The following is a 24893-nucleotide window of genomic DNA, read 5'->3' as shown; positions in this document are numbered from 1 at the left end:
GGAGCGGGCGGGGACGGCCCGGTGCGGGCTGGCCGACGGTGGGTCAGACAGCCATTCCGTACACGATGGTGAAGAGAGTGCCCAGGGAGCCGATGATGAAGACCCCGGTCAGGCCAGCCACGATCAGGCCCTTACCCTGTTCCGCGCTGAACGTGTCGCGCAGCGCCGTCGCTCCGATGCGCTGCTTCGCAGCGCCCCAGATCGCGATGCCGAGGCAGAGCAGGATGGCGATCGCCATCACCACCTCGATCATGATGCGTGCCTCGTTGCCCAGCGTGCCGAACGGCCCCCAGTTGGGAGCGATTCCGCCGATGATGGTGGTGATGTCGCCCTTCTCCGCTGCCAGGATCATGTAAGTCACCGCCCCTGTTGGGTAGTTAGCTTCGCGTGCCCGTGTGGCACGGGTTGCCTTCTATCTTCGCTGATGAAACCGCGCTCGCACGACGCCTTCGCCGGTCTCTTTACCCGGATCTCGCACGTTCGACCGACATGGCCGCCCTGACCTGCGGCTCGTCCCGGTATCCACACGCATATGCCTGGTCACTCTGTGTATCACGCGTTGTGACCCCGAGCAACGACGGTGGCCATGGGTTCCCGGTGCGGTTGCAGCGTTCGTGGGGCACGACGTGTTCGTATGCGCCGTTCGAGGGCTGCCGGTGCGCCGGTGAGCCGGGTCGATGCGCCGTCAGGAGGACGTGCCGCAGGGGAAGGCGGAGATCCTGCGTCCATCGTCCGGGTGAATCCGGTGTTCGCCCGGTGCGGTGGGAAGCCCCTGTGATCACGGCTGCCTGCCCCCGCCGCTGCCGCCCGGCCGCGCAGATGGGCGGCATGTCGTCCATGCCGCGTTTGGCACAGTGCCGCTCCACGATCGAGGAACATCGAGGAACGGGGTGAGCGGCGTGGGCGGAGTGACCGTGCCGGGGCAGCCGGGCGGTGACCGGCCGTGGTGGTGGGGTGAGCCGCGCGGCGAGGCGGATGCCGGTGGTGGTGACCTGAAACACAGCGACGGGCCGTGGTTGCGGGCTGCCGGGGGAGCGGAGGGTCTGGTCGCGCACCTCGGTCCGGTGAAGGCGGACTTGGGACGGGCCCACCAGGGCCTGACGGCCGGGGCCGGAGAGTTGTCGGCGCTCGCGGAGCTGGGTGCCGTACGGGCCTCGTGGGAGCGACGGATCGAGGATGCCCGCGACGAGTGCCGGAGCCTCACCGGGAAGCTGCGGGCGGTGGCCGCCACCCAGTCCGAGGTGAACGAAGCCGTCAGGGGCTCCTTCGGCCGGGTGCGGGTGGCGGGGCCGGGGGAGGGGCGGTGAGCGGGCCTGGTGGTCTGAGTGGTCCGGCCGGGCAGAGCGGTCTGGGCGGGCTGGGGGCGACCCTGACGTGGGCGGAGTTACGTGAGGTGAAGTGCGCCGAGCTGGAAGAGGCGGCCGACGGGTGGGGCCGGGTCAGTAACCGCGCCGACGCCGCCCGGGACCGCATCGACACCCAGCTCGTCAACGACCTGCGCCGGACGCAGAAGGGCGAGGCGGCACGGGCGGCGGTGAGGAGGTTGCGCCGGCTGTCGATGAACTTCCAGTACATCTATACGGAGTGCGGGCTGCTGCGGACCGCGCTGAACAGCCTGGCCCATGAGATGAAGGCCCAGCAGCGTGTTCTCCGGGGGGCACTCGACGATGCGGCGGCCTTGAAGTTCACGGTGCACGCGGACGGCTCGGTGTCGTACCCGGCGGCGGGCGAAGGGCTGGTCGACGGGAAGCCGTTGGCGGGCGGCCGGGCGTCCGGGGTCCCCAATCCGGGCCTGGCCGTCCCTTCCGGGCTCGTCGCGCCCAACCCGAACGCCGCGAAGGCCCAGGACATCGCGGACCGGGTCGCCAGGGCGGTGCGGACGGCGGCCGACGCGGACTGGCGGTACGCGAAGATCCTGCGGGGCCTGAAGGCGGAGGAGGGCCTGGGCGTACCGGCGGCGACATGGACGGATGCCGCGGGCGATGCGGCAGCGGTGCGGCAGGCGGCGGGCGGGTACCTCAGGCAGGGGATCCCGCATGACGCGTCTCCGGCCGAGCGCAAGGCGTGGTGGGCGGGGCTGACGGACGAACAGCGCGAGGAGTACCTCGCGGTGTACCCGGACCAGATCGGCAACCTGGACGGGATCCCGGCCCTGGTCCGGGATGCGGCGAACCGGGACAACCTCCAGCTGTTGATGGGGAAGCTGGCGGGGCGGGATGACGAGGACGCGGTGACGAAGCTCGCGGCGCTGCGGGAGATCGACCGGCAGCTGGGGGCGGTGCCGAAGCCGGGGGATCCGCCGATGTACCTGCTCGGTATCGGGGATCAGGGGAACGGGCGGGCCATTGTTTCTTATGGGAACCCGGATACGTCGAAGAATGTGGCGGCGTATGTGCCGGGGCTGAATACGTCGCTGGATGAGGAGTTTGCCACGAACGATCTCAAGCGTGCGCGGGATCTTTCCATCGTCTCAAACCGCCACGGAGCGCCTGCTGCAGTTATCACATGGCTCGGATATGACGCACCACAATCACCGGATGGGCTTGGGACCCTTTCAGTTGCGGCCGATGGCAGGGCGGAGAACGGGGGCCGAGCCTTCCGTGAATTCATGAATGGAATCGAGGCCGCCAACGACAACGAGGATCCCCACATGACGGCCATTGGTCACTCCTACGGCTCACGGACGGTAGGAGCCGCTACGCAGCATCCAGGTGGAATTCCCGGAGTCGACGACATCGTGTTCGTCGGAAGCCCAGGGGTGGGTGTCGACAGCGCCGACGACTTGGGGGTGGGTCGGGGCCATGTGTTCGTCGGAGCGGCTGCCAACGATGTCGTGACCAAGCTGCCGTCGAAGGGCCAGTCGGCTGTGGGTGCGGCCGAGATGCTGTTCGGAGGACCGGCGGCCGCCTACGTCTTCGGCGATCTGGCCGATCGAGGAGATGACGACGTCTGGTTCGGTAAGGACCCGGCCAGCGAGTCGTTCGGGGCGAGGCGGTTCGAAGTGGGAGACGGGCCGCCCCTGATCGGGAGGGGCAAGATTACCGCCGATGCCCATTCGGAGTACTTCGATCCCGAACTAGATAGGACCTCGGTCGAGAATATGGCGTTGATCGCCGCAGGGCACGCGAACAGAATCCAAAGAGAAGAGCCGAGTTGATGGTCTGGGTTCGTTCGGTTCTTGTGGCCCTTCTCGTAGGGGCCTTGTTGACAGGATGCGACGGCGGACGGGGTGGAAAGATGGACATGCAGAATGCCGCTGAACGTGCTGATGAGATGCTCGACAGCGTTCTCGCAGAGATCGAGCCGAGTCTGCGGTGGGTGCACGGCCCGACGACGACAGGTAGCTGCACGGTTACTCGGAGGCGGACAGTCATGACTGTCGTCTCCGCGCAGCGGAGGGGAAGCCTTCTCGGTGTGGTGGACCGGTTCTGGCGGAAGAGCGGCTATCGCGTGACGGCGATCAATAGCCATGTCGACGCCCCCGCGATCTATGTGAAGACTCCGGATGGATTTCAGGTGAGCCTGACTGTTGCTGACGAGGGGCAGGTGCATTTCGATGTGGACAGCCCCTGTGTCCGCCGATCCGAGGTGGCCGATTCCCCCCGCCAGGCCACCGCGCCGCTCGACCCGGAGGCGGAGCTCATCCCTCGCCCCAACATCCACTCCGACTTCTGGTCCGCAGAGACGCCGGAGGTCGGCGTGACGTCCGGGCGGTGATTAGGGCAAGTTGGGCCAACTCGCCTTCTGCTCAAGGGCTTTGAGCCCTGCATTGGGCCCTGGGGCCCATGTCGCGTCCCCTGCTCGTGTGGTCGCATACGCGGAGTGACTGACCTGTCGCTGTGCCGCCCGCTCACGAGGTAGGGGACTGCCCTTGTCCGGCATACGAGGAAGTGCGGTTTCTGCTGGTGTCGATGTAAGCGCTGCCACCGCGAGTTCGGGCGGGCGGTCGATGCCTCGGTCGCTGCAGGCGGTCCTGATCCTCGTTCAGCTGCTTTTCGTGGCCACATTGGTGGGCGCGATCGGTGCTCTCTCCACGGCGTCCTCGGTGGACGCCGTGGACGGGCATCTGCTCGGCTTACTGCTCTACGCGTCCTTACCCGGCGTCAGCGCCTTCGTGCTCTCCCTGTACGTGCGTACCGGCGGCATCGGCGTCTGGCGCGGGCTCGTCGTCGTACAGGTGTGGTTCGTCCTCGGTGCGCTCGCTGAACTGAGCGGCGGGGCCGGGGCGCAAGGCGTCGCGCGGCTGGCGATACCGGTGGCCGTCGCTGTGTTGTTGGCGCGGCCGGAGAGCCGGCGGTGGTTCAGGCTCGGGCCCGAGGAGCGGGCGGGGCAGCGGCCGTTCAGCCTCGCCCGGATGGTGAAGCTGCGCCGCGACGGTGGGCAGAGCGCGCTGGAGTACCTCGGGCTCGTACTGGTTGTCGTCGCCCTTGTCGGCGCGATGATGGCCACCGGGATCGGGCGGCAGCTCACCGCGGAGATGCGGGCCGCCATCTGCTCTCTGACCGGCAGCTCGTGCCCCGCCCCCGGCAGTGACGTCGTCGCCGGCCCCGGGGCAAGTGAGGGGGCCGGTGCCGACGGCTCCGGTGGCGATTCCGGAGGAGCCTCCGGTACGTCCGGGGGTGGAGCTTCTGGTACGTCCGGGGGTGGAGCTTCTGGTACGTCCGGGGGTGGAGCCTCTGGTGGGGCCGGCTCCTCCACCACCTCCGGTGGACCGACCGGTGGCGACTCCGGCACTCCCGGGTCGTCCACCGCATCCGCCGGAAGTGACTCTTCCAGTCGAGTCGACGCGGGTAGATCCAGCGGCTCCGACGGCTCCAATGGGCCCAGCCGCTCCAGTGGCTCCAGTGGTCCTGCTGGATCCAACGGCCCCAACAGCCCCAACAGCCCCAACGGCTCCGATGGCTCCAGCGGTTCCAACGGGCCTGACGGCCTCACCGGCCCTGACACCCCCACCACCCCCCACCGCCCCGGCTTCCTCGACGGCTTCCTGGGGGACGGGCTCGGCGGAGATTTCCAGGGCGTCGCCGACGTCGTCCTACGCCCCGTCGAGAGCGGGCGGCGCATCGCGGATCAGTGGGAGCGGGATTCCCAGGGGGCGCGTGACCAGTGGGCGCGCGGGGACTACGCGGGGGCCGCCTGGGAGTGGAACAAGGCCGTCGGTGGCGGGGGTACCGGGCTCGGGCTTCCCGGGTCCGGGGGGCGGGTCGACCAGCGGGTGCGGGAGGACGAGCGGCGGTATCTCGACGCGCGGATCCCGCAGAACGCCACCCCGCAGCAGCGCAAGGCCTGGTGGGACGGGCTCACGCCCGAGCAGCGCGAGCGGTACATCGAGCTCACCCCGGAGCGGATCGGGAACCTCGACGGCATCCCCGTCGCCGCTCGCGACGCCGCCAACCGGAAGAACCTCCCGGCGCTCATCGAGAAGCTGGAGGGCGTCGACACCGACAAGGCCCGCAAGCAGCTCGCCGGGCTCCGGGAGATCGACCGGCAGCTCAAGGAGAACGGGCAGCCGCCCATGTATCTCATCGGGATCGGTGACGAGGGGAACGGGCGCGCCATCGTGTCGTTCGGGAATCCCGATGCCTCCCAGCATGTGTCGGCGTACGTCCCGGGGCTCAACACCTCCCTCGACGAGGAGTTCGCCAAGAACGACCTCGGGCGGGCCCGTGACACCGCCATCGGGGCGCAGGGGTACGACGAGTCCACCGCCTCCATCGTCTGGCTCGGCTACGACGCCCCGCAGCTGCCGGACAGCGATGGTGTGGCCGGGTACTTCGCCGTCATGGGTACGGCCCGGGCCGAGAAGGGCGGCCTCGCCTACCGCGACTTCATGGGCGGGATCGCCGCGACCAACGGGAACAAGGATCCTCATCTGACCGCCATCGGGCACTCCTACGGCTCCCGGACCGTCGGTGCCGCGGCCGCCGTGCCGGGCGGGATACCCGGCGTCGACGACATCATCCTCGTCGGCAGCCCGGGGGTCGGCGTCGACCACGCAGTGGACCTCGGCGTCGGCAGCGAGCACGTCTTCGTCGGGGCCGCCGCCAACGACCCGGTCACCAAGCTGCCGTCGAAGACCCAGGTCGTGGTGGGCGGGGTCGGGCTGGTCGTGGGCGGGCCCGGTGGGGCCTATCTCGCGGGAGACCTCGCCGATCCGGGCGACGACGACCTCTGGTTCGGGAAGGATCCGGCGAGCAAGGCGTTCGGGGCGCGGCGCTTCCCCGTGGCCGACGGGCCGCCCCTGGTCAGTGGGGGCGGCGTGAGCCTGGACTCACACTCGAACTACTTCAGCCCGGAACGGGACGCCGTCTCCGCGGACAGCATCGCCCTGATCGTGTCGGGGCACTCGGACCGGCTCAAGATGGAGGAACCGAAGTGAGAGGAACCGAAGTGAGGCGGTTGTTCCCGGTCGTCACGACGACCCTGGCCCTCGCGCTCGCCCTCTCCGCCTGTGGGAGCGAGGAAGGAACGAGCGGAGGTGGGAGCGTGCAAGGCGCGGCGAGCGGGGAGAACGGCCGCATGGACATGCAGGAAGCCGCCGAGCGGTCCGACGCCATGCTGGACGCCGTCCTCGGAGCCATCGATCCGGACGTGCAGTGGGCCCACGGGCCCACCACCACCCGGGCCTGCGGCGTGACCCGGCGGCGGGCCGTCATGACAGTCATCTCCGCCTACCGGCGCCAGACCTTCCTGGACCGGGCGGAGGCCTTCTGGCGGAAGAGCGACTACCGGATCAAGGCCGTCAACAAGGACGACGCGTTCCCGGCCGTCTACGCGGTCACGAAGGCAGGGTTCGGTGTGAGCGTCTCTTTCCGCGGGAAGGGGCAGGCCTTTCTCGAAGCGGACAGCCCCTGCGTGAAGGAGTCGAAAGTGGCCCCTCCCGCCACCGAACCGAACGGGCCCGCCCACGAAGGCGTCTATCCGTTGCCCCGGCCCGCCGTCCGTTCCGACTTCTGGTCCGGGGAGTCGGGGGAGGGGAGCTGAGGAGGCGTTGGCCAGAGGGTCACCGAAGAGCCACCGAAGAGCCGCCAAGGAGGTGTCAGAGAGCTGCCAGGGTGCTGAGGTGCCGTCAGTCCTGGTGCTGATGAGCCGCCACCGCCCCCGTGTGCTCCGGGTGCGCCGGTGGTGTGCCGCGGATGACTCGTACACACCGTCGAAAACACTCCTGAACCGTTCCCCGATGGGGGATGGTTGAGGGGTGCGGAAATTCTGGGTCTTCGGTGGCATCGGCGTGGGCATGGCGGCGGCCTTCATGGCGTTGCTCCTCGTCGGTACGTACTCGGCCGCCGCCGGTCTCGCCGGGGCGGGCGGCGGTGGTGCCGTCGCGCTCGCCAAGGGGGCGGTGCCGGCGCGGTTCCAGCCGCTCGTGCAGAAGTGGGGCAACCTCTGTCCCGCCATCAACCCGGCCCTCCTCGCCGCGCAGTTGTACCAGGAGAGCGGCTGGAACCCCAGCGCGCAGAGCCACGCCGCCGCGCAGGGCATCGCCCAGTTCATCCCCGGCACCTGGGCCACGCACGGGATCGACGGCAACGGCGACGGCAAGCGGGATGTGTGGGACCCCGCCGACGCGATCCCCTCGGCCGCCTCGTACGACTGCGAGCTCGCCGGTTACGTGAAGAAGGTGCCGGGCGACCCGACGAGCAACATGCTGGCCGCGTACAACGCCGGCGCCTACGCGGTGATCAAGTACGGCGGCGTGCCGCCCTACAAGGAGACGCAGAACTACGTAAAGATCATCCGGTCCCTGGAGAAGAGCTTCGCCCGGCCCGTCGGCCGTGTCGCGCCCTCCCGGCAGGCGGCCGGGGCCATCTACTTCGCGCAGAAGAAGCTCGGTACGCCGTATCTGTGGGGCGGTAACGGGACGCCGGAGCAGCAGGGGCGGTTCGACTGTTCGGGGCTGACCCAGGCCGCGTACCGGACGGTCGGGATCGAGCTGCCGCGCGTCGCCAACGACCAGTACAACGCCGGGCCGCACCCCTCGCGGGACGAGCTGCTTCCGGGGGATCTCGTCTTCTTCTCCGACGACCTCACCAACTCGCGGGCCATCCGGCACGTCGGGCTGTACGTCGGGGGCGGATACATGATCAACGCGCCCTTCACGGGGGCGGTCATCCGGTTCGACAAGATCGATACGCCGGACTACTTCGGTGCGACGCGGGTCACCAAGGACGGTGCCGCAGCCCTGCCGACCAACCTGCCACCGGGGTGACGTTCGCCGGGTGACGGATCTCTCCCGACGCACGGAAGGATCCCTTCCCCACGGAAGGATCCCTCCCGCACGGAAGGGTCTCTCCCGCACGGGCGGTCATCGGCCGGTCTGACGGGGAGTCGGCCGTGGCCGGAACTCTCCGTGAAGCCTGGGCCCTGAGCTGCGACGACCAGTCACTCTTCGATAACGTCATGGTGATCATTCGGTGGAGAGTGGAACGCGGGCGGGCGCCGGGCCGTTCCCTGGACAGGGACGGCATGCGCACTGACCATGCGTGCGCAGGAACGGGACCACACCGACCACGGGGGTTCGACCACGGTGGCGCGCATGGACGCGCGTCGCCACAGAAGAAGCAGACAAGGCAAGGGGCCGCAGCAGATGGCTGGACTCGAACTCGAAGGGTCGAACCCGGACGTCAGTCTGCTCTACGACATCAACGGGCTGGCGAAGGCCGCTCCGACCTGGTTCGACCGGGTCATGGAGTTCGTCGGTGAGTACGGGACCATGTTCGGCCTCGTCCTGGTGGGCCTCTGGTGCTGGTGGAGCATGCGCAAGCGCGGGAGCGCCGAGGACTCGGTGACCACGGTCGCCGGGCTCGTCTGGGCGCCGCTCGCCGCCGCGCTCGCGGTCGTGATCAACATCCCGATCCGTGGCTTCGTCGAACGGCCGCGCCCGTTCAACGACCATGAGGGGCTCGAGGTCCTGATCCACGGCAAGACGGACTACTCCTTCGTCAGCGACCACGCCACCCTCGCCATGGCCCTCGCCGTCGGCATCTTCGTGGCCAACCGGAAGTTCGGCTTCGTCGCGCTCGGCCTCGCGCTCTTCGCAGGCGTCAGCCGGGTCTACATGGGCGTCCACTACCCGACCGACGTGATCGGCGGATTCGCTCTCGGCACGGCCACCGCCCTGCTGCTGGCCCCGCTCGCCATGGCCATGCTGACCCCGCTGATGGCGGCGATCTCCCGCTCCGACCGGGTCGGCTGGATCGTCCGGTCGAAGAAGGCGGACGCGGCGTACGCCGAGGAGCGCGGGGACTCGCTGGGAATCCCCGAGCCGCGGCCGGGCACCGGGCGTGGCAACCCGGGGGAGAAGGATCTCGCCGCCTGACCCCGGAGCCGGCCGGACGCTTCCAACGATCCCCCAGGTGCTTCGAGCACCTGGGGGATCGTGCTGTTTTCAGCCATGCCCGGTGCCCTGATCCTTCGCGTTTCCTGAAGGGTCAGGGCGGGGGTGCCGCCAGGTGTTCGGCGGCGTCCGTGCGTGCCCGGTCCCGCGATCTGCGTGCCGGGCCCGCCCAGCCGCAGGTGCAGCGGGCCAGGCAGAACGAGCCGCGCTCGGTCGTCGTGGCGCTGTGCCCCGCCGGGGGCGGTGCGGGGCACGAAGGGGGGTGCGGGGCCGTGGTGCGGGCTGGGGCGGAGGGTTCCTCGTGCACCCGACCACGGTACTGGGAGCGGCCTCCCGACGGGGGGTGTGTGCGCCCGGCGACCCCGTCGATGCGCGGCGGACGCGCCGGGGCGGCGTGACGGGGGGCGCCGGTGGTCGTTATGCCCGGCGGGTGAGGGCTCGGTCGAGCGGCAGTCGTTGGGGGTTGGCAGGCGATGGCGGTGCAGCAGTACAGGTATGGAGACGGGGCCCGCGCTGCCTGCGCCCTCGCAGTGGCCGGGGTGATCGCGGTCACCGCCGGATGCGTCGGCGGGGACGGCGGCAGCGGTGGCGGCGACGGCTCCGGGCAACGCGCCGTGGCCGCGGGGCGTCCGTTCGACGTGCTCGGCCAGGCCGCCGACGTACTGGCCCGGGCGGGTGGCGCGGAAGCCCGTACGTCGATGGAGACGGCGGCCGGCGGGACGCGGGTGACGATCCGGGGGCAGGGCACGTACGACTTCCGCAACCAGGTGGGGCGGCTCAAGGTCGTGCTGCCCACGGACGCGGCGGGCGCGGACGACCACCGGCCGATCACCGAGCTGCTGGCGCCGGGCGCGCTCTACATGAAGAACCGCGGTGCCGGGGTCCCCGACGACAAGTGGGTCAGGATCGACACGACCGCCCTCAAGGACGGCAACCTCGTCACCGGCGGGGTCACCGATCCGATGGCGGCCGCCGAACTGCTGCGCGGCGCCGGTGATGTGACGTATGTGGGGAAGTCGGAGCTGGCAGGGGTGACGGTGCATCACTACCGGGGCGTCGCCGACCTGAACCGGGCGGCGCGGGCCGCGTCGCCGCAGTCGCGCGGGGCGCTGGGTGCGGCGGCGAAAGGGTTCGGCAGGGACGCCGTCCCGTTCGACGCGTACCTCGACGAGGAGGGGCGGCTGCGGAAGGTCCGGCACCGCTTCAGCTTCGCCTCCGAGGGGCCGGAGGCGGCGGAGGTCACGGTGGTCTCGACGCTGCTGCTGTACGGGTTCGGGGTGCCGGTCACGGTGACGCTGCCGGACGACGACGACATCTACACGGGGGAGATCCGGCAGGGCTGAGCGGCCCTCCTGGCGCTGCGCCCACGGGACGAGCACGGCGAACACGGGACGAGTACGGGAAGAGCGGGGGCGGGAGGGGCCGGTTGGGAGGGGGGTAAATGGTCCGTCCGTGCCATGCGCGGCGCGTATCGCGCTCCCTACGCTAGGAAGCCGGTGCGCCCAAGGGTCGCCAACAGGGTCGGCGACGGCAGAGAGAGGTGACGCAGGTGGTGACGCTCAGCGCTCCGAACGCTCAGGACTGTGTGGCCCTCGCCGAGATCGAGTTGTGCGGCGAGCTGATGATCGCGGCCTCGGCGGCGCGTGAGGAGCGCCTCAGTCCCGACCGTATCGACGAAGTGCTCAACGTCAGGGACGACGGGCACGATGCCGACGACGGGTGCGGTGCCGACGGTGTGCGTGACGCGGACGGTGTGCGCGGTGCCGACGGTGTGCGTGACGCGGACGGTGTGCCTGACGTGGGCGGTGTGCGCGACGCCGATCATGTACGCGATGTCACAGGCGGGATGCTCGGCGTCCGAGGTGTGGGGGCGCGGGTGACCGTCCCCCGGCAGGCCGCTCACCGGGGGTGACGTCCTCCGTGACGCTCTCCGCTTCCGTTCCCGCCCCCTGCCTCACGTCCGGAGCAGCCGGGCGATCGCCTTCGTGGCCTCCGCGACCTTCGCGTCGACCTCCTCGCCGCCCTTGACCGCCGCGTCGGCGACGCAGTGGCGCAGGTGCTCCTCCAGCAGCTGGAGGGCGAAGGACTGCAGGGCCTTGGTGGAGGCCGAGACCTGGGTGAGTATGTCGATGCAGTAGACGTCCTCGTCGACCATGCGCTGGAGGCCGCGGATCTGGCCCTCGATCCGGCGCAGCCGTTTGAGGTGCTCGTCCTTCTGGTAGTGGTAGCCGTGGATGCCGCGGTCGTGGTCGGTGACGATCTCCTCGGCGCCGACGGGAGCCGCCGCGGTCGCCTCCGGGGTCCCCGCCGGTTCCGCTGCCGCTCCCGTGCCCGTCGTCTCGGTGGTGGTCATCTGCGTCCTCCCGTTGTCCTCGTGCAACCTGTTACAGCCTGCTTACGGCGTGCTCTGGCCGGATGTGGCCGGTGGTGCCGTTCCGTCGGCGGTCCGCGATTGGGGCCCGCGCACCTGACCCCGATATACCCCTGCCGGGTATATCGTAACGAATCCGGCGGAAACGTGACCGGGGGCCCGTGCTGATCCCCGTTCCTGATGGGCGACACTGAAGAACGCCGGTTAGCCGTGGCCGGATGATGCGCCTAGCATCAGCCTGACCGAATCCAAAGCATCCCGAGGACCCCACGTGCGCTTTCGTCTGACCCCCAGGGAGACGAGCTTCTACGACATGTTCTCCGCGTCTGCGGACAACATTGTCACGGGCTCGAAACTCCTGATGGAACTGCTCGGGGCGGATTCTGCCTCCCGAGTCGAGATCGCGGAGCGTATGCGGGCAGCGGAGCACGCGGGGGACGATGCCACCCACGCGATCTTCCACCAGCTGAACTCCTCCTTCATCACGCCGTTCGACCGCGAGGACATCTACAAGCTGGCGTCCTCGCTCGACGACATCATGGACTTCATGGAGGAGGCCGTCGACCTGGTCGTCCTCTACCAGGTCCAGGAGCTCCCCAAGGGCGTCGAGCAGCAGATCGAGGTACTGGCCCGGGCGGCGGAGCTCACCGCCGAGGCCATGCCGGGGCTGCGGACCATGGCCAACCTCACCGAGTACTGGATCGAGATCAACCGCCTGGAGAACCAGGCCGATCAGGTCCACCGCAAGCTGCTGGCCCAGCTCTTCAACGGCAAGTACGACGCCATGGAGGTGCTGAAGCTCAAGCAGATCGTGGACGTGCTGGAAGAGGCGGCTGACGCGTTCGAGCACGTCGCCAACACCGTGGAGACCATCGCGGTCAAGGAGTCCTGAACCTCGTGGACACCTTTGCGCTGATCGTGACCATCGGTGTCGCGCTCGGCTTCACGTATACGAACGGCTTCCACGACTCGGCGAACGCCATCGCCACCTCGGTCTCCACCCGGGCGCTGACCCCGCGTGCGGCCCTGGCGATGGCGGCGGTGATGAACCTCGCCGGCGCCTTCCTGGGCCAGGGGGTCGCCAAGACCGTCAGCGAAGGCCTGATCGCCACGCCCGTCGGACAGAAGGGGATGGGCATCCTGTTCGCGGCGCTGGTCGGCGCGATCATCTGGAACCTCGTCACCTGGTACTTCGGCCTTCCCTCCTCGTCCTCGCACGCCCTGTTCGGCGGCATGGTCGGGGCGGCGCTGGCCGGCGGGACGGACGTCATCTGGTCCGGGGTGCTGGAGAAGGTCGTCATCCCGATGTTCATCTCCCCGTTCGTCGGCCTGATCGCCGGCTATCTGGTGATGGTCGGCATCATGTGGATATTCCGGAACGCCAACCCGCACAAGGCCAAGCGCGGCTTCCGGATCGCGCAGACGGTCTCGGCGGCGGGCATGGCGCTCGGCCACGGCCTCCAGGACGCGCAGAAGACGATGGGCATCGTGGTGATGGCCCTGGTCATCGCCGATGTCGAGGGCCCCAACGACGAGATCCCGGTCTGGGTCAAGATCGCCTGTGCGCTGATGCTCTCGCTCGGTACGTACGCGGGCGGCTGGCGCATCATGCGGACCCTCGGCCGGAAGATCATCGAGCTGGACCCGCCGCAGGGTTTCGCGGCCGAGACGACCGGCGCGTCGATCATGTTCGGTTCGGCGTTCCTGTTCCACGCCCCGATCTCCACGACGCACGTCATCACCTCCGCGATCATGGGCGTCGGCGCCACGAAGCGGGTGAACGCCGTGCGCTGGGGCGTCGCGAAGAACATCATCCTCGGCTGGTTCATCACCATGCCGGCCGCGGCGCTGGTCGCCGCGCTGAGCTACGGCGCGGTGCTGCTGCTCTTCGGCTGAGCCGACGCCGTAAGGCATCTCGGGTATCTCAGGCGTCACATGGGTCCGCCCCCGCTCTCCGAGGAGAGCGGGGGCGGACCCTTTCGCCTTGTGGTGGCACCGCCATGCAGCACCGCAAGGCCGTATCGGGGGAGGAGACGTACGGCTCAGCCGAAGCGGCCCGAGATGTAGTCCTCCGTGGCCTGGACCGACGGGTTGGAGAAGATCCGCTCCGTCTCGTCTATCTCGATGAGCCGGCCGGGCTTGCCGACCGCCGCGAGGTTGAAGAACGCGGTGCGGTCCGAGACGCGGGCCGCCTGCTGCATGTTGTGCGTCACGATGACGATCGTGAAGCGCTCCTTCAGCTCGCCGATCAGGTCCTCGATGGCGAGGGTCGAGATCGGGTCGAGCGCCGAGCACGGCTCGTCCATCAGCAGGACCTGGGGCTCGACCGCGATGGCGCGGGCGATGCACAGACGCTGCTGCTGGCCGCCGGAGAGGCCGGAGCCGGGCTTGTTGAGCCGGTCCTTGACCTCGTTCCAGAGGTTCGCGCCGCGCAGGGACTTCTCCACGACGTCGTTCAGCTCGCTCTTGCGGTAGCTGCCGTTGAGCCGCAGGCCCGCCGCCACGTTGTCGAAGATCGACATGGTGGGGAAGGGGTTGGGGCGCTGGAAGACCATGCCGACCGTGCGGCGCACGGTGACCGGGTCGACGTTGGAGGCGTAGAGGTTCTCGTCGTCCAGCAGCACCTTGCCCTCGACGCGGCCGCCGGGGGTGACCTCGTGCATCCGGTTCAGGGTGCGCAGGAAGGTGGACTTGCCGCAGCCGGACGGGCCGATGAAGGCGGTCACGGAGCGGGGCTCCACGGTCATCGAGATGTCCTCGATGGCCTTGTGGCTGCCGTAGAAGGCGCTGAGGCCGCTGATGTCGATGCGCTTGGCCATGGAAATCACTGCTTCTTTCGGGAGGTCGCTGATGGCCGCGTCAGCGACCGGTCTTCGGGGCCTTCCAGCGGGCGATTCCGCGGGCCACGAGGTTGAGGATCATGACGAAGGCGATCAGTACCAGGGCCGCTGCCCAGGCGCGGTCGTACGAGGCGGCCTCGCCGATCTTGTACTGCTCGTAGATGTAGAACGGCAGCGAGGACTGGGCGCCTTCGAAGGGGTTCGCGTTGATCAGCTGGCTGCCGAAGACCAGCAGGATGATCGGGGCGGTCTCACCGGCGATGCGGGCGATGGCCAGCATGACACCGGTCGTGATCCCGCCGATCGCGGTCGGCAGGACCACCTTCAGGATAGTGCGCCACTTCGGGATGCCCAGGGCGAGCGAGGCCTCGCGGAGCTCGTTGGGGACGAGCTTGAGCATCTCCTCGGTGGAGCGCACCACGACCGGGACCATCAGGATCGTCAGGGCGAGCGCGCCCATCAGGCCGGACGGCTGGATCTCGAAGATCAGCATGATCGACAGGATGAAGAGACCGGCCACGATGGACGGGATGCCGGTCATCACGTCGACGAAGAACGTGACGGCCTTGGCGAGCGCGCCCTTGCCGTACTCGACCAGGTAGACGGCGGTCAGCAGGCCGAGCGGGGCGGAGATCACCGTGGCGATGCCGACCTGCTCCAGGGTGCCGATCAGCGCGTGGTAGACGCCGCCGCTGGCCTCGGAGCCGAGCACACCGGCCATGGAGTGGGTCAGGAAGTAGCCGTCGAGGCGTTCGGAGCCCCGGCTGACGGTCGTCCACAGCAGGGAGGCCAGCGGGACGATCGCGATCAGGAAGCAGACCCAGACGATGCTGGTGGCCAGGCGGTCCTTGGCCTGGCGCTTGTTCTCCACGACGGTGGTGGCGACGTACGAGATCGCCAGGAAGAGCAGCGCGGCGATCATGCCCCACTGCACCTTGCTGTGCCAGCCGGCGGCGAGGCTGATGCCGACGGCGAGCGCGACCGACACGGCGGCGAAGCCGACGGGGGCCAGGCGGGGCAGCGAGCGGCTGCTCAGACCGGACCTCGGCGCGGGCCCGGTGGGCGGCGTCGGGCGGTCCTGGACGGCGGTTGCGTGGCTCATGCGTTGGCCCCCGAGTACTCCTTGCGGCGGGCGATGATGAGCCGGGCCGCGCCGTTGACCAGCAGGGTGAGGACGAAGAGGACGAGGCCCGAGGCGATCAGGGCGTCGCGCCCGAACTCGTCGGCCTCGCCGAACTTCGCCGCGATGTTCTGCGCGAACGTCCCGCCGCCCGGATTGAGCACGTGCAGCGAGATGAGGAAGCTCGGGGAGAGGACCGTGGCGACGGCCATCGTCTCGCCGAGCGCCCGGCCGAGGCCGAGCATCGAGGCGGAGATGATGCCGGAGCGGCCGAAGGGCAGCACCGAGAGGCGGATGACCTCCCAGCGGGTGGCGCCCAGCGCGAGGGCGGCCTCCTCGTTCATCTTCGGGACCTGGAGGAAGACCTCGCGGCTGACGCTGGTCACGATCGGCAGGATCATGATCGCGAGCAGGACGCCGACGGTGAAGAGCGAGCGGGCGACGCCGACCTCGGTCTTCTCGAAGATGTACGTCCAGCCGAAGAACTGGTCGAGCCAGAGGTTCAGGCCCTCCAGGTACGGCACCAGGACGAGGGCGCCCCAGATGCCGTAGACGATGCTCGGTACGGCGGCGAGCAGGTCGACGACGTACGCGATGGGGGCGGCCAGCCTGCGCGGCGCGTAGTGCGAGATGAACAGGGCGATGCCGACAGCGATCGGAACCGCGATGACCATCGCGATGATCGAGCTGACGACGGTGCCGAAGAGCAGGACGGCGATGCCGAAGACCGGCGGGTCACCGGCCGGGTTCCAGTCGAAGGTGGTGAGGAAGTTGCCCTCGTCCTTCGAGATGGCGATGGCGGCCCGGTAGCTGAGGAACACGGCGATCGACGCCATGAGCACGAGCAGCAGGATGCCCGAACCGCGCGAGAGGCCGACGAAGACCTTGTCGCCGGCGCGCCCGGTGGACTTGGGGCGCTCCTTGCGGTCCGGGGGTGCCGGCGGGGCCGGTGGTGTGTCTATCGGTGTGGTGGAAGCCATGGTCTTTCCGGTCTGTGTGGGGGAGCCGAGGCTCCCCTGGCGGCGGTGCACCGGATGGTCGGGGCGGCGGGCCGGTCCGGAGGGGTGCGCCGGGCCGGCCTGCCGGTGTCGCGTGCCGCGCGGGGGGATGCCCCGCGCGGCGGGGTGTTACGAGAGACCGTTGACGGTCTCGCGGACCTTCGCGTTGATCTCGGCCGGGATCGGGGCGTAGCCCGCGTCCGTCAGGATCTTCTGGCCGTCGTCGGAGGCGGCGTAGGAGAGGAAGGACTTGACCGTGTCGAGCGTCTCGGGCTTGTTGCCGCTGTCGCAGACGACCTCGTAGGTGACCAGGACCAGCGGGTAGGCGCCGTCGGCCTTGGTGGTGTAGTCGAGGTCCAGAGCCAGGTCCTTGCCGGTGCCCTTGACCTTGGCGGCGGCGATCGCCTTGGAGGCGTTCTCCGAGGTGGCCTCGGCCGGGGCGGAGCCGCCGGTGTTGATGGCGACCGTGGGGATGCTCTGGGACTTGGCGTAGGAGAGCTCGAAGTAACCGATCGCGCCGTCGACCTGCTTCACCTGGGAGGCGACGCCGGAGGAGCCGGACGCGGCCTGGCCACCGGGGGCCGGCCACTTCTTCTCGGCCTCGTACTTCCAGTCGCTCGGAGCGGCGGCGCTGAGGTACTTGCCGAGGTTCTGCGTGGTGCCGGAGTCCTCGGAGCGGTGGAAGGCCTGGATGGCCTTGTCCGGCAGCTTGACGCCCTCGTTGAGCTTGGCGATCGCCGGGTCGTTCCACTTCTTGATCTTCGTGTCGAAGATCTTGGCGAGCGTCGGGGCGTCCAGCGTGAGCTTGTCGACACCCTCCAGGGTGAAGCCGATGGCGATCGGGCCGCCGACCATCGGGAGGTTGATGCCCTGGCCGGTCTTGCAGACCTTCTTGGACTCGGCGACCTCTTCCGGCTTCAGCGCCGAGTCGGAGCCGGCGAAGCCCACGGTGCCCTGGTTGAAGGCGACGATGCCCTCACCGGAGGAGGAGGAGTTGTAGTTGACCTCCACACCGGTGCAGGCGGCCATGTAGTTCTTGACCCAGAGGTCCATGGCGTTCTTCTGCGCGCTGGAGCCGGAGGCGCGGAGCTGGCCCTTGGCCTTGCCGCAGTCGATGCTCGACGCGGCGGCGGTCTTCTCACCGGTGCCGCCGGTGGTCGCGTCGCCGCTGTTGTCGTCCGAACCGCACGCCGTGAGGACCAGGGCGCCGGAGACGGCGAGGGCACCGAGCGCGGTGGCACGAAGCCGGTTCTTGCGCTGAAGCTTCACTTTCGGGTGTTTCCTTCCAGGAGCCGCCGTGGTCTGTTCGTTCTACGACGGCGTGCGATGAGGAGGGTGCTGTGGCTTGGCGCCGCGCACCGTGTACGTCCGAAATTAGGCAGAACAGGTGAAGCCGCCTACGGGAGAGGGTGAACGGCAGGTGAACCGTGTCGGGCAGGCGGGTGTGTGCCGCCCCTGGCCGGCCCCTGACCGAGCCCTGATCGGCTCAGACCCCGGGAAGCGTGTCGAGCAGGGCCGTGAGCTGCTCGCGGTCGCGCGGCTGGGTGAGGCGTATGCGGGCCGCCCCTGGGGCGAGCCACAGGAGGCGGTCCACCTCGTCGTTGGCCTCGAAGGTGCCGCCGGTCGCCTCGGCGGCCCAGTAGGCGACCTCCTTGGGGCGGCCGTCGACGAGATACCGGGCGGTCGGGAGCCGGGCACCCGGGGTGCAGTGGTGGCCGGTCTCCTCCAGGACCTCCCGTACGGCGGCGGCGAGCGGCTCTTCGTGGCGCTTGAGCTTGCCTTTTGGGAAGCTCCAGTCGTCATAGCGAGGTCGATGTACCAGGCACACTTCCACCCCGCCGCCCTCCGGGGCGCGGCGCCACAGGACGCACCCGGCGGCCAGGACGGTGCTGCCCGGCACGCGGTGCTCCCCGGCTCCACGGCGCGTGGCGCTGTCCTGGTGGTGCTCCCCGGCCCCGCTCACGGGGCCGTCATGGCCGCCGCGTACGGCCAGGTCTCCCGGAACACCGCCCGCGCGGCCTCCACCTCGTGGCGCTGGTCCGCGTGGAGGACTCCCAGGGCGTACGCCGTGGCCGGCGCGATCCGTGGGGTGCGGGCCGCCGCTGCCGCCGCCCCGGCCGCCTCCGCCGCGTCCCGGTGCAGGTCCAGGGCGTGTCCGGCGCCGGTGAGGACCGGGTCGGCGGTGCCGAGGACGACCTCGTGGGCGTACCGGTGCAGCCGCAGCAGCAGGCGGGCCTGGTGCCACGGCGCGTCCTGCGCCTCGTTGTACGGCTCCGCCGACTCGTCGGGCGGGAGGGCCGCCACCGCCCCGATCAGCCGCTGCTCGGCGCGTTCGGCGGGCTCCAGGAGCGCCTCGGTGCCCCCGCAAGTCGTGCCGGCGGCCAGGGGGACCTCGGAGGCGAGCAGCGCCACGGCGTCGGCGACCGCGTGGAAGCGGGAGGAGCCGAGGGCCTGGAGCGCGGCGGAGTGGGCCCGGGTCCGGGCGAGGGTGAGCTGGCGCTCCAGCAGCGCCCCGGCCCGCGCGGCCCCGACGCCCAGCACGGCCCGGCCCTGGGCGTCGGATGAGGCACTGGGGGCTTTTCCGGTGGGTCCGGCGCCTCGGGCTGCGGGGAGGGAGGCGCCCGAGAGCTGGTGCAGGGCGTCGAGGAGGCGGGTGAGCCGGTCGGCGTACGCGTGTTCGCGGGCGAGGGTGCCGGAGAGCCAGGCCAGTTCCGTACGGAGGTGGTCGGCCCAAACCGGGTCGAGCGTGCTCCGGAAGGTGTGGAGGGAGCCGCTGATGCGCCGGGCCGAGCGGCGCAGCGCGCGGGACGCGGCCTCGGCGCCCTGGCCGCCCGCGTCCGAGGGTGCGCTGTGCTCGCGGTGCAGGCGCAGGCTGCGCAGGAAGTCCGCGGCCTGACCCCGGAGGTAGGGCGCGAGGACGGCCTCGGCGGTCACGCCGTCGGTGGGGCGGGGCGGGGTGGCCGCGCCTGCGCCGGTGCCCGCGCCCCTGCCGGGGAGGCCCCCGGAACCGTCCGGGGGCGTGCCCCCGCTTTCAGGGACCCCGTCCGAAGCCGGGGTCCCCTCTGCGGCGGGCCGGGTCGTCGTCTGGTGGTCAGGGCGTCGCACGCCTGCGCCTCCGGGCATCGATGAGCATCTCCTGGACGTGCCGCAGCGGCTGCCCCTCCGCGTCCGTGGCGTGCCGGGTCCAGTTGCCGTCGGGGCCCAGGTGCCAGGAAGCGGTGGTGTCGGCCATACCGGTCTCCAGGAGTCGGCTGAGTGCGGCGCGGTGGGCGGGGTCGGTGACCCGGACGAGGGCTTCGATCCGGCGGTCGAGGTTGCGGTGCATCATGTCGGCGCTGCCGAACCACACCTCGGGTTCGCCGCCGTTGCCGAAGGAGAAGACCCGGGAGTGTTCGAGGAAGCGGCCCAGTATGGAGCGGACCCGGATGTTCTCCGACAGCCCGGCGACCCCGGGGCGGATCGCGCAGATCCCGCGCACCCAGATGTCGACGGGCACGCCGGCCTGGGCCGCCCGGTAGCAGGCGTCGATGATCGCTTCGTCGACCATCGAGTTGACCTTGATGCGTACGTAGGCGGGGCGCCCGGCACGGTGGTGGGCGATCTCCTTGTTGATCCGGGCGATCAGCCCGTCCCGCAGCGACTTCGGGGCGACGAGGAGGCGGCGGTAGGTCTCGCGGCGGGAGTAGCCGGAGAGCCGGTTGAACAGGTCGGAGAGGTCCGCGCCGACCTGCGGGTCCGCCGTGAGCAGGCCGAGGTCCTCGTACAGCCTGGCGGTCTTGGGGTGGTAGTTGCCGGTGCCGACGTGGGAGTAGCGGCGCAGGGTGTCGCCCTCCTCGCGGACGACGAGCGAGAGCTTGCAGTGGGTCTTCAGCCCGACGAGCCCGTACACGACATGGCAGCCCGCCTCCTCCAGCTTGCGGGCCCACTTGATGTTGGCCTGCTCGTCGAAGCGGGCCTTGATCTCGACCAGGACGAGGACCTGCTTGCCGGACTCGGCGGCGTCGATGAGGGCGTCCACTATCGGGGAGTCGCCGGAGGTGCGGTACAGCGTCTGCTTGATGGCCAGCACGTCCGGGTCGCCCGCCGCCTGCTCCAGGAAGGCCTGGACGGAGGTGGAGAACGAGTCGTACGGGTGGTGGAGCAGGACGTCCCGCTCGCGCAGGGCGGCGAAGATGTCGGGCGCGGAGGCTGACTCCACCTCGGCCAGGTCCCGGTGGGTGCCCGCGATGAACTTGGGGAACTTCAGCTCCGGCCGGTCCAGCGAGGCGATCGCGAAGAGGCCGGTGAGGTCCAGGGGGCCGGGCAGCGGGTAGACCTCCGCGTCGGACACCTTGAGCTCGCGGACCAGCAGGTCGAGGACGTACGGGTCGATGGACTCCTCGACCTCCAGGCGGACCGGCGGGCCGAAGCGGCGCCGCATGAGCTCCTTCTCCAGCGCTTGGAGGAGGTTCTCCGTGTCGTCCTCCTCGACCTCCAGGTCCTCGTTCCTGGTGACCCGGAACATGTGGTGCGCCAGCACCTCCATCCCCGGGAACAGCTCCTCCAGGTGGGCCGCGATGACGTCCTCGATGGGCACGTACCGCTGCGGGGACGCCTCCAGGAAGCGGGTCAGCAGCGGCGGGACCTTGACCCGGGCGAAGTGCCGGTGGCCGCTGACCGGGTTGCGGACGACGACGGCGAGGTTGAGGGAGAGCCCGGAGATGTACGGGAAGGGGTGCGCGGGGTCGACGGCCAGCGGGGTCAGGACCGGGAAGACGCGCTGCCGGAAGAAGGTGAACAGGCGGGCCTGCTCCTTCTCGGTCAGATCCGGCCACCGGATCAGCTGGATGGACTCGTCGGAGAGGGCCGGGGCGATGTCCTGCTGGAAGCAGGCGGCATGCCGGGCCATGAGCTCGCGCGAACGGGTCCAGATCAGGTCCAGCACCTCGCGGGGCTGGAGGCCGGAGGCGGAGCGGGTGGCGACGCCGGTGGCGATGCGGCGCTTGAGGCCGGCCACCCGGACCATGAAGAACTCGTCCAGGTTCGAGGCGAAGATCGCGAGGAAGTTGGCCCGCTCCAGGATCGGCGTCGCCGGGTCCTCGGCCAGCTCCAGCACCCGTTCGTTGAAGGCGAGCCAGGAGCGCTCGCGGTCCAGGAAACGGCCCTGGGGCAGCTCGTCGCCGTCCCGGTCGGGCTCGTACGCGTCGGCGTCGGCGTCGAGGTCGGGGTCCAGGTCGGCGGCGGTGGAGAAGCCGACGTTGCCGGAGGAGGAATGGGCGACGGCGTGCGGCCGGTGCGCGGCGAGCGAGCCGACGGACGGCTGGGCGGGCTGGACCGGGACCTCGGAGCTGGGCTGCTGGCTCATGGACCCATTGTTCCGCGTGGGGGCCCCGGTAGGCGCGTCGGAGCCGGGAAAGATCGCGGAAGGCCCGGGAAACCCGGGGTCACGGCCGGGGGAGGCGGCGGAGGCGTTACCCCGGGCGCTCCCGTTGCGGCGGGGGGCTGGCAGAGCTGGCTGCATCCCGTGAGGGTCGCAAGGGCGTCTGAATGGCCGGTAACGGCGACATGACGTACAGGAAGCGGTGTGCCTGCGGGTCGGTCGCACGGTGACTGTGTGTGACTGTCCTCCGGTGTGTGATCGCCGCCCGGGCCCACCCCTCGTAGGGCCCGGACGGCGAGGTATGTGCGGCCGGGCTCAGCCGTGCAGGCGGCGCAGGACCCGGAAGGCGGCGAACACGGCGAGCGCGGCGAGGGCCAGCAGGATGCCGGTCTCGACGAGCTGGAGGGGCCAGAAGTGGGAGGCGGGGTGGTAGTCGAGGTAGTTGAGCGTCACGTCATGCCCGGCCAGGCAGTCCTCGAATTCGAGGGAGGGGTTCGTGCAGATGTCGGCGGGCAGCCGGTCGCCGCCGGTCGTCAAGAAGCCCTCCTCGACGGCGTAGGCCCACTTGGGGAGGGGGGAGTCGCCCTTCAGGGGGTAGGCCGCCTTCACCACCGGCCACAAGTGATCACGCACCTGGCCGAGCACGACCGTCACCAGCCCGGAGGCGAGCAGGGCCACCGCCGGCGCGGGAACCGTGCGGCGCAGCAGCAGACCGGCGAGGGAGCCCAGCGCGAGCGCCAGCAGCGCACTGGCGACCGGGACCGTTCCCGTGGCCCCGAAGGTCGACGCGTCCTCCCGGAGGGCCGGGAACGGGTCTGCGAGCCGGCTTCGGGACCAGGCGAGGACGGCGGACAGCACCACGATCACGCCGACCACAGGTACGGCCAAGATGGCGAGCCGCGCGGTCCGCCAGGATCGCCACGGCGATCATGCACGCGATCGCGGTGACGGCGCCTGCACCGGCGGCCCACAGGATCCGTCGATGCAGGCGCAACAGGACCCGGGAGGGACCCCGCAGCGTCCGGACCTTCGTCGTCGGGGTGCTCGTACTCATGCGGACGCCACCGCCGCACGCGTCTCGTGGGCTCCGGCGGTCCCGGCCGACGCGCTCGGCGTCAGCAGCGGCGGGGCGTCCGGGGAGCGGAGGTGGGCGAGGAGGAGCTCCTCCAGGGAGGGTTCCGTGGTGGCCCGGAGGGACTCGTCCACGGGGCCCTCCTTCCGTACGAGGGCGGTGAGCTGACGTCCCGTCGTACGGGATTCGACGACGGTGTGCGGGGCGAGGTCCCGGCCGGCCTGGCCGGTGACCAGGGCGTGGGCGGAGACGATGTCCTCGGCCTCGCCGCCGAGCCGGACGCGGCCGCCGTCGACGAGCAGGAGGAAGTCGCAGGCGCCCTCCAGCTCGGTGAGGATGTGCGAGGACATCACGATGGTGGTGCCGTGCTCGGCGGTCTCCGCCATCAGCACGCCCATCAGCTCGTGCCGGGAAGGGGGTCCCCCTGGCCCTTAAGGCCTTGGGGGAGGGTCGAGGTCGGCCATCGGCTCGTCCAGCAGCATCAGTTCGGGCCGCTTGCCCAGCGCGAGGGCCAGGGCGAGCCGGGTCCGCTGCCCGCCGGAGAGCGTACGGACGCGGGCCTTGCGCGGCAGCTTCCCGGCGATCCGGTCGGCGGTCCCGGCGTCCCAGCGCCCCGGGTTGAGCTCGCCCCCGGACCACAGCGTGTCGGCCACGGTGAGCTGCGGGTACAGGGGCCTGTCCTGGGGCACGTAGGCGATGCGGCCGTGTACGGCGGAGAGGTCGGCGGAGCCGAGGACGGTGAGGGACCCGGCGCTCGGCCGGGCGAGTCCCGCCGCCAGTTTCAACAGGGCCGACTTGCCCGCCCCGCTGGGCCCGACCAGGGCACAGACCCGTCCGGCGGGGAGGCGGAAGGAGCAGCCGTCCAGGGCCGTGTGCGCGCCCCCTCTTCGCCCGTAGGTCATCGTGAGGCCCCGGGCCTCCATCGCAGCACCTGTCATCAGTCCTGGTCCCCCTTGTACGTGCTGTCCAGTACGGCGGTGAAGAGCGCGCTGACGTCGTCCTTCTCCAGCCCGGCCGACCGTGCCCGGCGGGCCCAGTCGGCGAGTTCGGTGCGCAGTGGCGAGTCGGTGGCGGAGGCCCCGGCCGCGGTGCCGAGCGTTTTGCGGACGAAGGTGCCGAGCCCGCGCCGCGCCTCGACGAGGCCCTCGCGCTCCAGCTCCCGGTACGCCTTGAGGACGGTGTTCGGGTTGATGGCGGTGGCCTCGACGACCTCGCGGGCCGTGGGCAGCCGGTCACCCGGCTGCAGAACGCCCAGGCGCAGGGCCTGCTTCGTCTGCTGGACGATCTGGAGGTAGGTGGCGACGCCGCTGCGCCGGTCGATGCGGAACTCGACCGCTGCCGACTCTGCCATGACCACCACCCTTTCACTAATTGAGTAGTGAAAGGGTGGCCTAAGGGAGGGGCGGCGTCAAGCGACGCCGCCCCTGTACGTGCGGGGGAGGGCTACCGCGTCCGTGCGGAGCGCAGCTCCTCGTTGATGCGCTGGGCCTCTTCGAGCTGGTCCTGGAGGATGACGATGCGGCAGGCATCCTCGATCTTGGTGCCCTGGTCCACGAGTTCGCGGGCGCGGGAGGCGATGCGCAGCTGGTAGCGGGAGTAGCGGCGGTGGCCGCCTTCGGAGCGCAGCGGAGTGATCAGGCGGTTCTCGCCGAGTGCGCGGAGGAAGGCGGGCGAGGTGGAGAGCATCTCGGCGGCCCGGCCCATGGTGTAGGCGGGATAGTCGTCGTCGTCCAGGTTGTCGGTGGGGCGGGTACTGCTAGGGGGCATAACACCTTCTCTTTCGGGGACACACGGAG

The 24893-nt window shown here is 70.3% G+C and carries 23 protein-coding genes and 2 pseudogenes; 11 read left to right on the top strand and 14 right to left on the bottom strand.

The features are described 5' to 3' along the window. Window positions 1-43: 43 nt before the first annotated feature. Complete coding sequence (locus tag ACK8N7_RS16880; protein WP_015610155.1) at window positions 44-352, bottom strand: DUF8827 family protein; 309 nt, start codon at window positions 350-352, stop codon at window positions 44-46. Between the two features lie 538 nt (window positions 353-890). On the opposite strand from ACK8N7_RS16880, the gene ACK8N7_RS16875 reads away from it, so the two are divergent. The 7 genes from ACK8N7_RS16875 (at window position 891) to ACK8N7_RS16845 (ending at window position 9319) form a co-directional block, all read left to right on the top strand. Beyond that, window positions 891-1307: a hypothetical protein gene (locus ACK8N7_RS16875; RefSeq protein ID WP_403218037.1), complete on the top strand. Its 417-nt coding sequence runs from the start codon at window positions 891-893 to the stop codon at window positions 1305-1307. Then, window positions 1304-3157, top strand: coding sequence for an alpha/beta hydrolase (locus ACK8N7_RS16870; protein ID WP_500443020.1), 1854 nt, complete (start codon window positions 1304-1306; stop codon window positions 3155-3157). The genes ACK8N7_RS16875 and ACK8N7_RS16870 overlap by 4 nt, the downstream gene beginning before the upstream one ends. A gap of 80 nt (window positions 3158-3237) precedes the next feature. Further along, window positions 3238-3717: a hypothetical protein gene (locus ACK8N7_RS16865; protein ID WP_500443018.1), complete on the top strand. Its 480-nt coding sequence runs from the start codon at window positions 3238-3240 to the stop codon at window positions 3715-3717. 232 nt (window positions 3718-3949) lie between these two features. Beyond that, window positions 3950-6379, top strand: a complete 2430-nt coding sequence (locus ACK8N7_RS16860) for an alpha/beta hydrolase (protein ID WP_500443016.1) — start codon at window positions 3950-3952, stop codon at window positions 6377-6379. 11 nt (window positions 6380-6390) lie between these two features. Further along, a complete protein-coding gene (locus ACK8N7_RS16855) occupies window positions 6391-6984 on the top strand; it encodes a hypothetical protein (RefSeq protein ID WP_403218033.1) in 594 nt (197 codons plus the stop codon). A gap of 253 nt (window positions 6985-7237) precedes the next feature. Next, window positions 7238-8209: a C40 family peptidase gene (locus tag ACK8N7_RS16850; protein WP_043974656.1), complete on the top strand. Its 972-nt coding sequence runs from the start codon at window positions 7238-7240 to the stop codon at window positions 8207-8209. Between the two features lie 378 nt (window positions 8210-8587). Next, entirely contained in the window at window positions 8588-9319 is a 732-nt protein-coding gene (locus ACK8N7_RS16845; RefSeq protein WP_500443014.1) for a phosphatase PAP2 family protein, read from the top strand. Window positions 9320-9431: 112 nt separating this feature from the next. Here ACK8N7_RS16845 and ACK8N7_RS16840 read toward each other — a convergent pair whose 3' ends face one another. Further along, window positions 9432-9644: a hypothetical protein gene (locus ACK8N7_RS16840; protein ID WP_403218031.1), complete on the bottom strand. Its 213-nt coding sequence runs from the start codon at window positions 9642-9644 to the stop codon at window positions 9432-9434. A 166-nt stretch (window positions 9645-9810) separates the two neighbouring features. Between ACK8N7_RS16840 and ACK8N7_RS16835 the strand changes: the two genes are divergently transcribed. Beyond that, a complete protein-coding gene (locus ACK8N7_RS16835; protein ID WP_403218030.1) occupies window positions 9811-10680 on the top strand; it encodes an SCO4651 family lipoprotein in 870 nt (289 codons plus the stop codon). 206 nt (window positions 10681-10886) lie between these two features. After that, the gene (locus ACK8N7_RS16830; RefSeq protein WP_500445954.1) at window positions 10887-11249 is read left to right on the top strand and encodes a hypothetical protein; all 363 of its coding nucleotides are present in this window, start codon (window positions 10887-10889) and stop codon (window positions 11247-11249) included. A 42-nt stretch (window positions 11250-11291) separates the two neighbouring features. On the opposite strand, the gene ACK8N7_RS16825 is transcribed toward ACK8N7_RS16830, so the two are convergent. Next, a complete protein-coding gene (locus ACK8N7_RS16825; protein WP_500443012.1) occupies window positions 11292-11690 on the bottom strand; it encodes a metal-sensitive transcriptional regulator in 399 nt (132 codons plus the stop codon). Between the two features lie 289 nt (window positions 11691-11979). Between ACK8N7_RS16825 and ACK8N7_RS16820 the strand changes: the two genes are divergently transcribed. Together ACK8N7_RS16820 and ACK8N7_RS16815 are read left to right on the top strand one after the other, a co-directional pair. Beyond that, complete coding sequence (locus ACK8N7_RS16820; protein ID WP_015610166.1) at window positions 11980-12600, top strand: DUF47 domain-containing protein; 621 nt, start codon at window positions 11980-11982, stop codon at window positions 12598-12600. Window positions 12601-12605: 5 nt separating this feature from the next. Then, window positions 12606-13604 (top strand): inorganic phosphate transporter, encoded by a 999-nt coding sequence (locus tag ACK8N7_RS16815; protein ID WP_015610167.1) that lies wholly within the window; start codon window positions 12606-12608, stop codon window positions 13602-13604. Between the two features lie 146 nt (window positions 13605-13750). Here the strand turns inward: ACK8N7_RS16815 and pstB are convergent, their stop codons facing one another. The 11 genes and pseudogenes from pstB to ACK8N7_RS16760 all read right to left on the bottom strand — a co-directional run bounded on the left by pstB (window position 13751) and on the right by ACK8N7_RS16760 (window position 24864). Further along, on the bottom strand, window positions 13751-14527 hold the full coding sequence (gene pstB / locus ACK8N7_RS16810) for a phosphate ABC transporter ATP-binding protein PstB (protein ID WP_205084963.1): 777 nt from the start codon (window positions 14525-14527) through the stop codon (window positions 13751-13753). A gap of 40 nt (window positions 14528-14567) precedes the next feature. Beyond that, on the bottom strand, window positions 14568-15650 hold the full coding sequence (gene pstA / locus ACK8N7_RS16805) for a phosphate ABC transporter permease PstA (RefSeq protein ID WP_403218028.1): 1083 nt from the start codon (window positions 15648-15650) through the stop codon (window positions 14568-14570). Then, window positions 15647-16648, bottom strand: coding sequence for a phosphate ABC transporter permease subunit PstC (gene pstC, locus ACK8N7_RS16800; RefSeq protein ID WP_403218027.1), 1002 nt, complete (start codon window positions 16646-16648; stop codon window positions 15647-15649). Before pstC ends, pstA begins: the two co-directional genes overlap by 4 nt. Window positions 16649-16795: 147 nt before the next feature. Further along, complete coding sequence (gene pstS, locus ACK8N7_RS16795) at window positions 16796-17935, bottom strand: phosphate ABC transporter substrate-binding protein PstS (RefSeq protein ID WP_403218026.1); 1140 nt, start codon at window positions 17933-17935, stop codon at window positions 16796-16798. Window positions 17936-18152: 217 nt separating this feature from the next. Continuing rightward, on the bottom strand, window positions 18153-18566 hold the full coding sequence (locus ACK8N7_RS16790) for an NUDIX hydrolase (RefSeq protein ID WP_403218025.1): 414 nt from the start codon (window positions 18564-18566) through the stop codon (window positions 18153-18155). A 59-nt stretch (window positions 18567-18625) separates the two neighbouring features. Then, window positions 18626-19771, bottom strand: coding sequence for a CHAD domain-containing protein (locus ACK8N7_RS16785; protein WP_403218024.1), 1146 nt, complete (start codon window positions 19769-19771; stop codon window positions 18626-18628). Continuing rightward, the gene (locus ACK8N7_RS16780; protein WP_403218023.1) at window positions 19758-22010 is read right to left on the bottom strand and encodes an RNA degradosome polyphosphate kinase; all 2253 of its coding nucleotides are present in this window, start codon (window positions 22008-22010) and stop codon (window positions 19758-19760) included. Before ACK8N7_RS16780 ends, ACK8N7_RS16785 begins: the two co-directional genes overlap by 14 nt. Before the next feature lie 330 nt (window positions 22011-22340). Then, a pseudogene (locus ACK8N7_RS16775) lies at window positions 22341-22928 on the bottom strand (ABC-2 membrane transporter-related protein); the annotation flags it as partial. 147 nt (window positions 22929-23075) lie between these two features. After that, window positions 23076-24035, bottom strand: a pseudogene (locus tag ACK8N7_RS16770) (ATP-binding cassette domain-containing protein). Continuing rightward, window positions 24035-24448 carry a GntR family transcriptional regulator gene (locus ACK8N7_RS16765; protein ID WP_500443009.1) on the bottom strand — a complete coding sequence of 138 codons (414 nt, stop codon included), beginning with the start codon at window positions 24446-24448 and terminating at the stop codon, window positions 24035-24037. Before ACK8N7_RS16765 ends, ACK8N7_RS16770 begins: the two are co-directional and overlap by 1 nt. 92 nt (window positions 24449-24540) lie before the next feature. Then, complete coding sequence (locus ACK8N7_RS16760; protein ID WP_411119376.1) at window positions 24541-24864, bottom strand: MerR family transcriptional regulator; 324 nt, start codon at window positions 24862-24864, stop codon at window positions 24541-24543. Window positions 24865-24893 lie beyond the last annotated feature (29 nt).

Source organism: Streptomyces griseobrunneus, assembly GCF_046713465.1.
In the GTDB taxonomy this organism is placed as follows: domain Bacteria; phylum Actinomycetota; class Actinomycetes; order Streptomycetales; family Streptomycetaceae; genus Streptomyces; species Streptomyces microflavus.
This window is presented reverse-complemented; position numbering and strand designations above follow the sequence as displayed.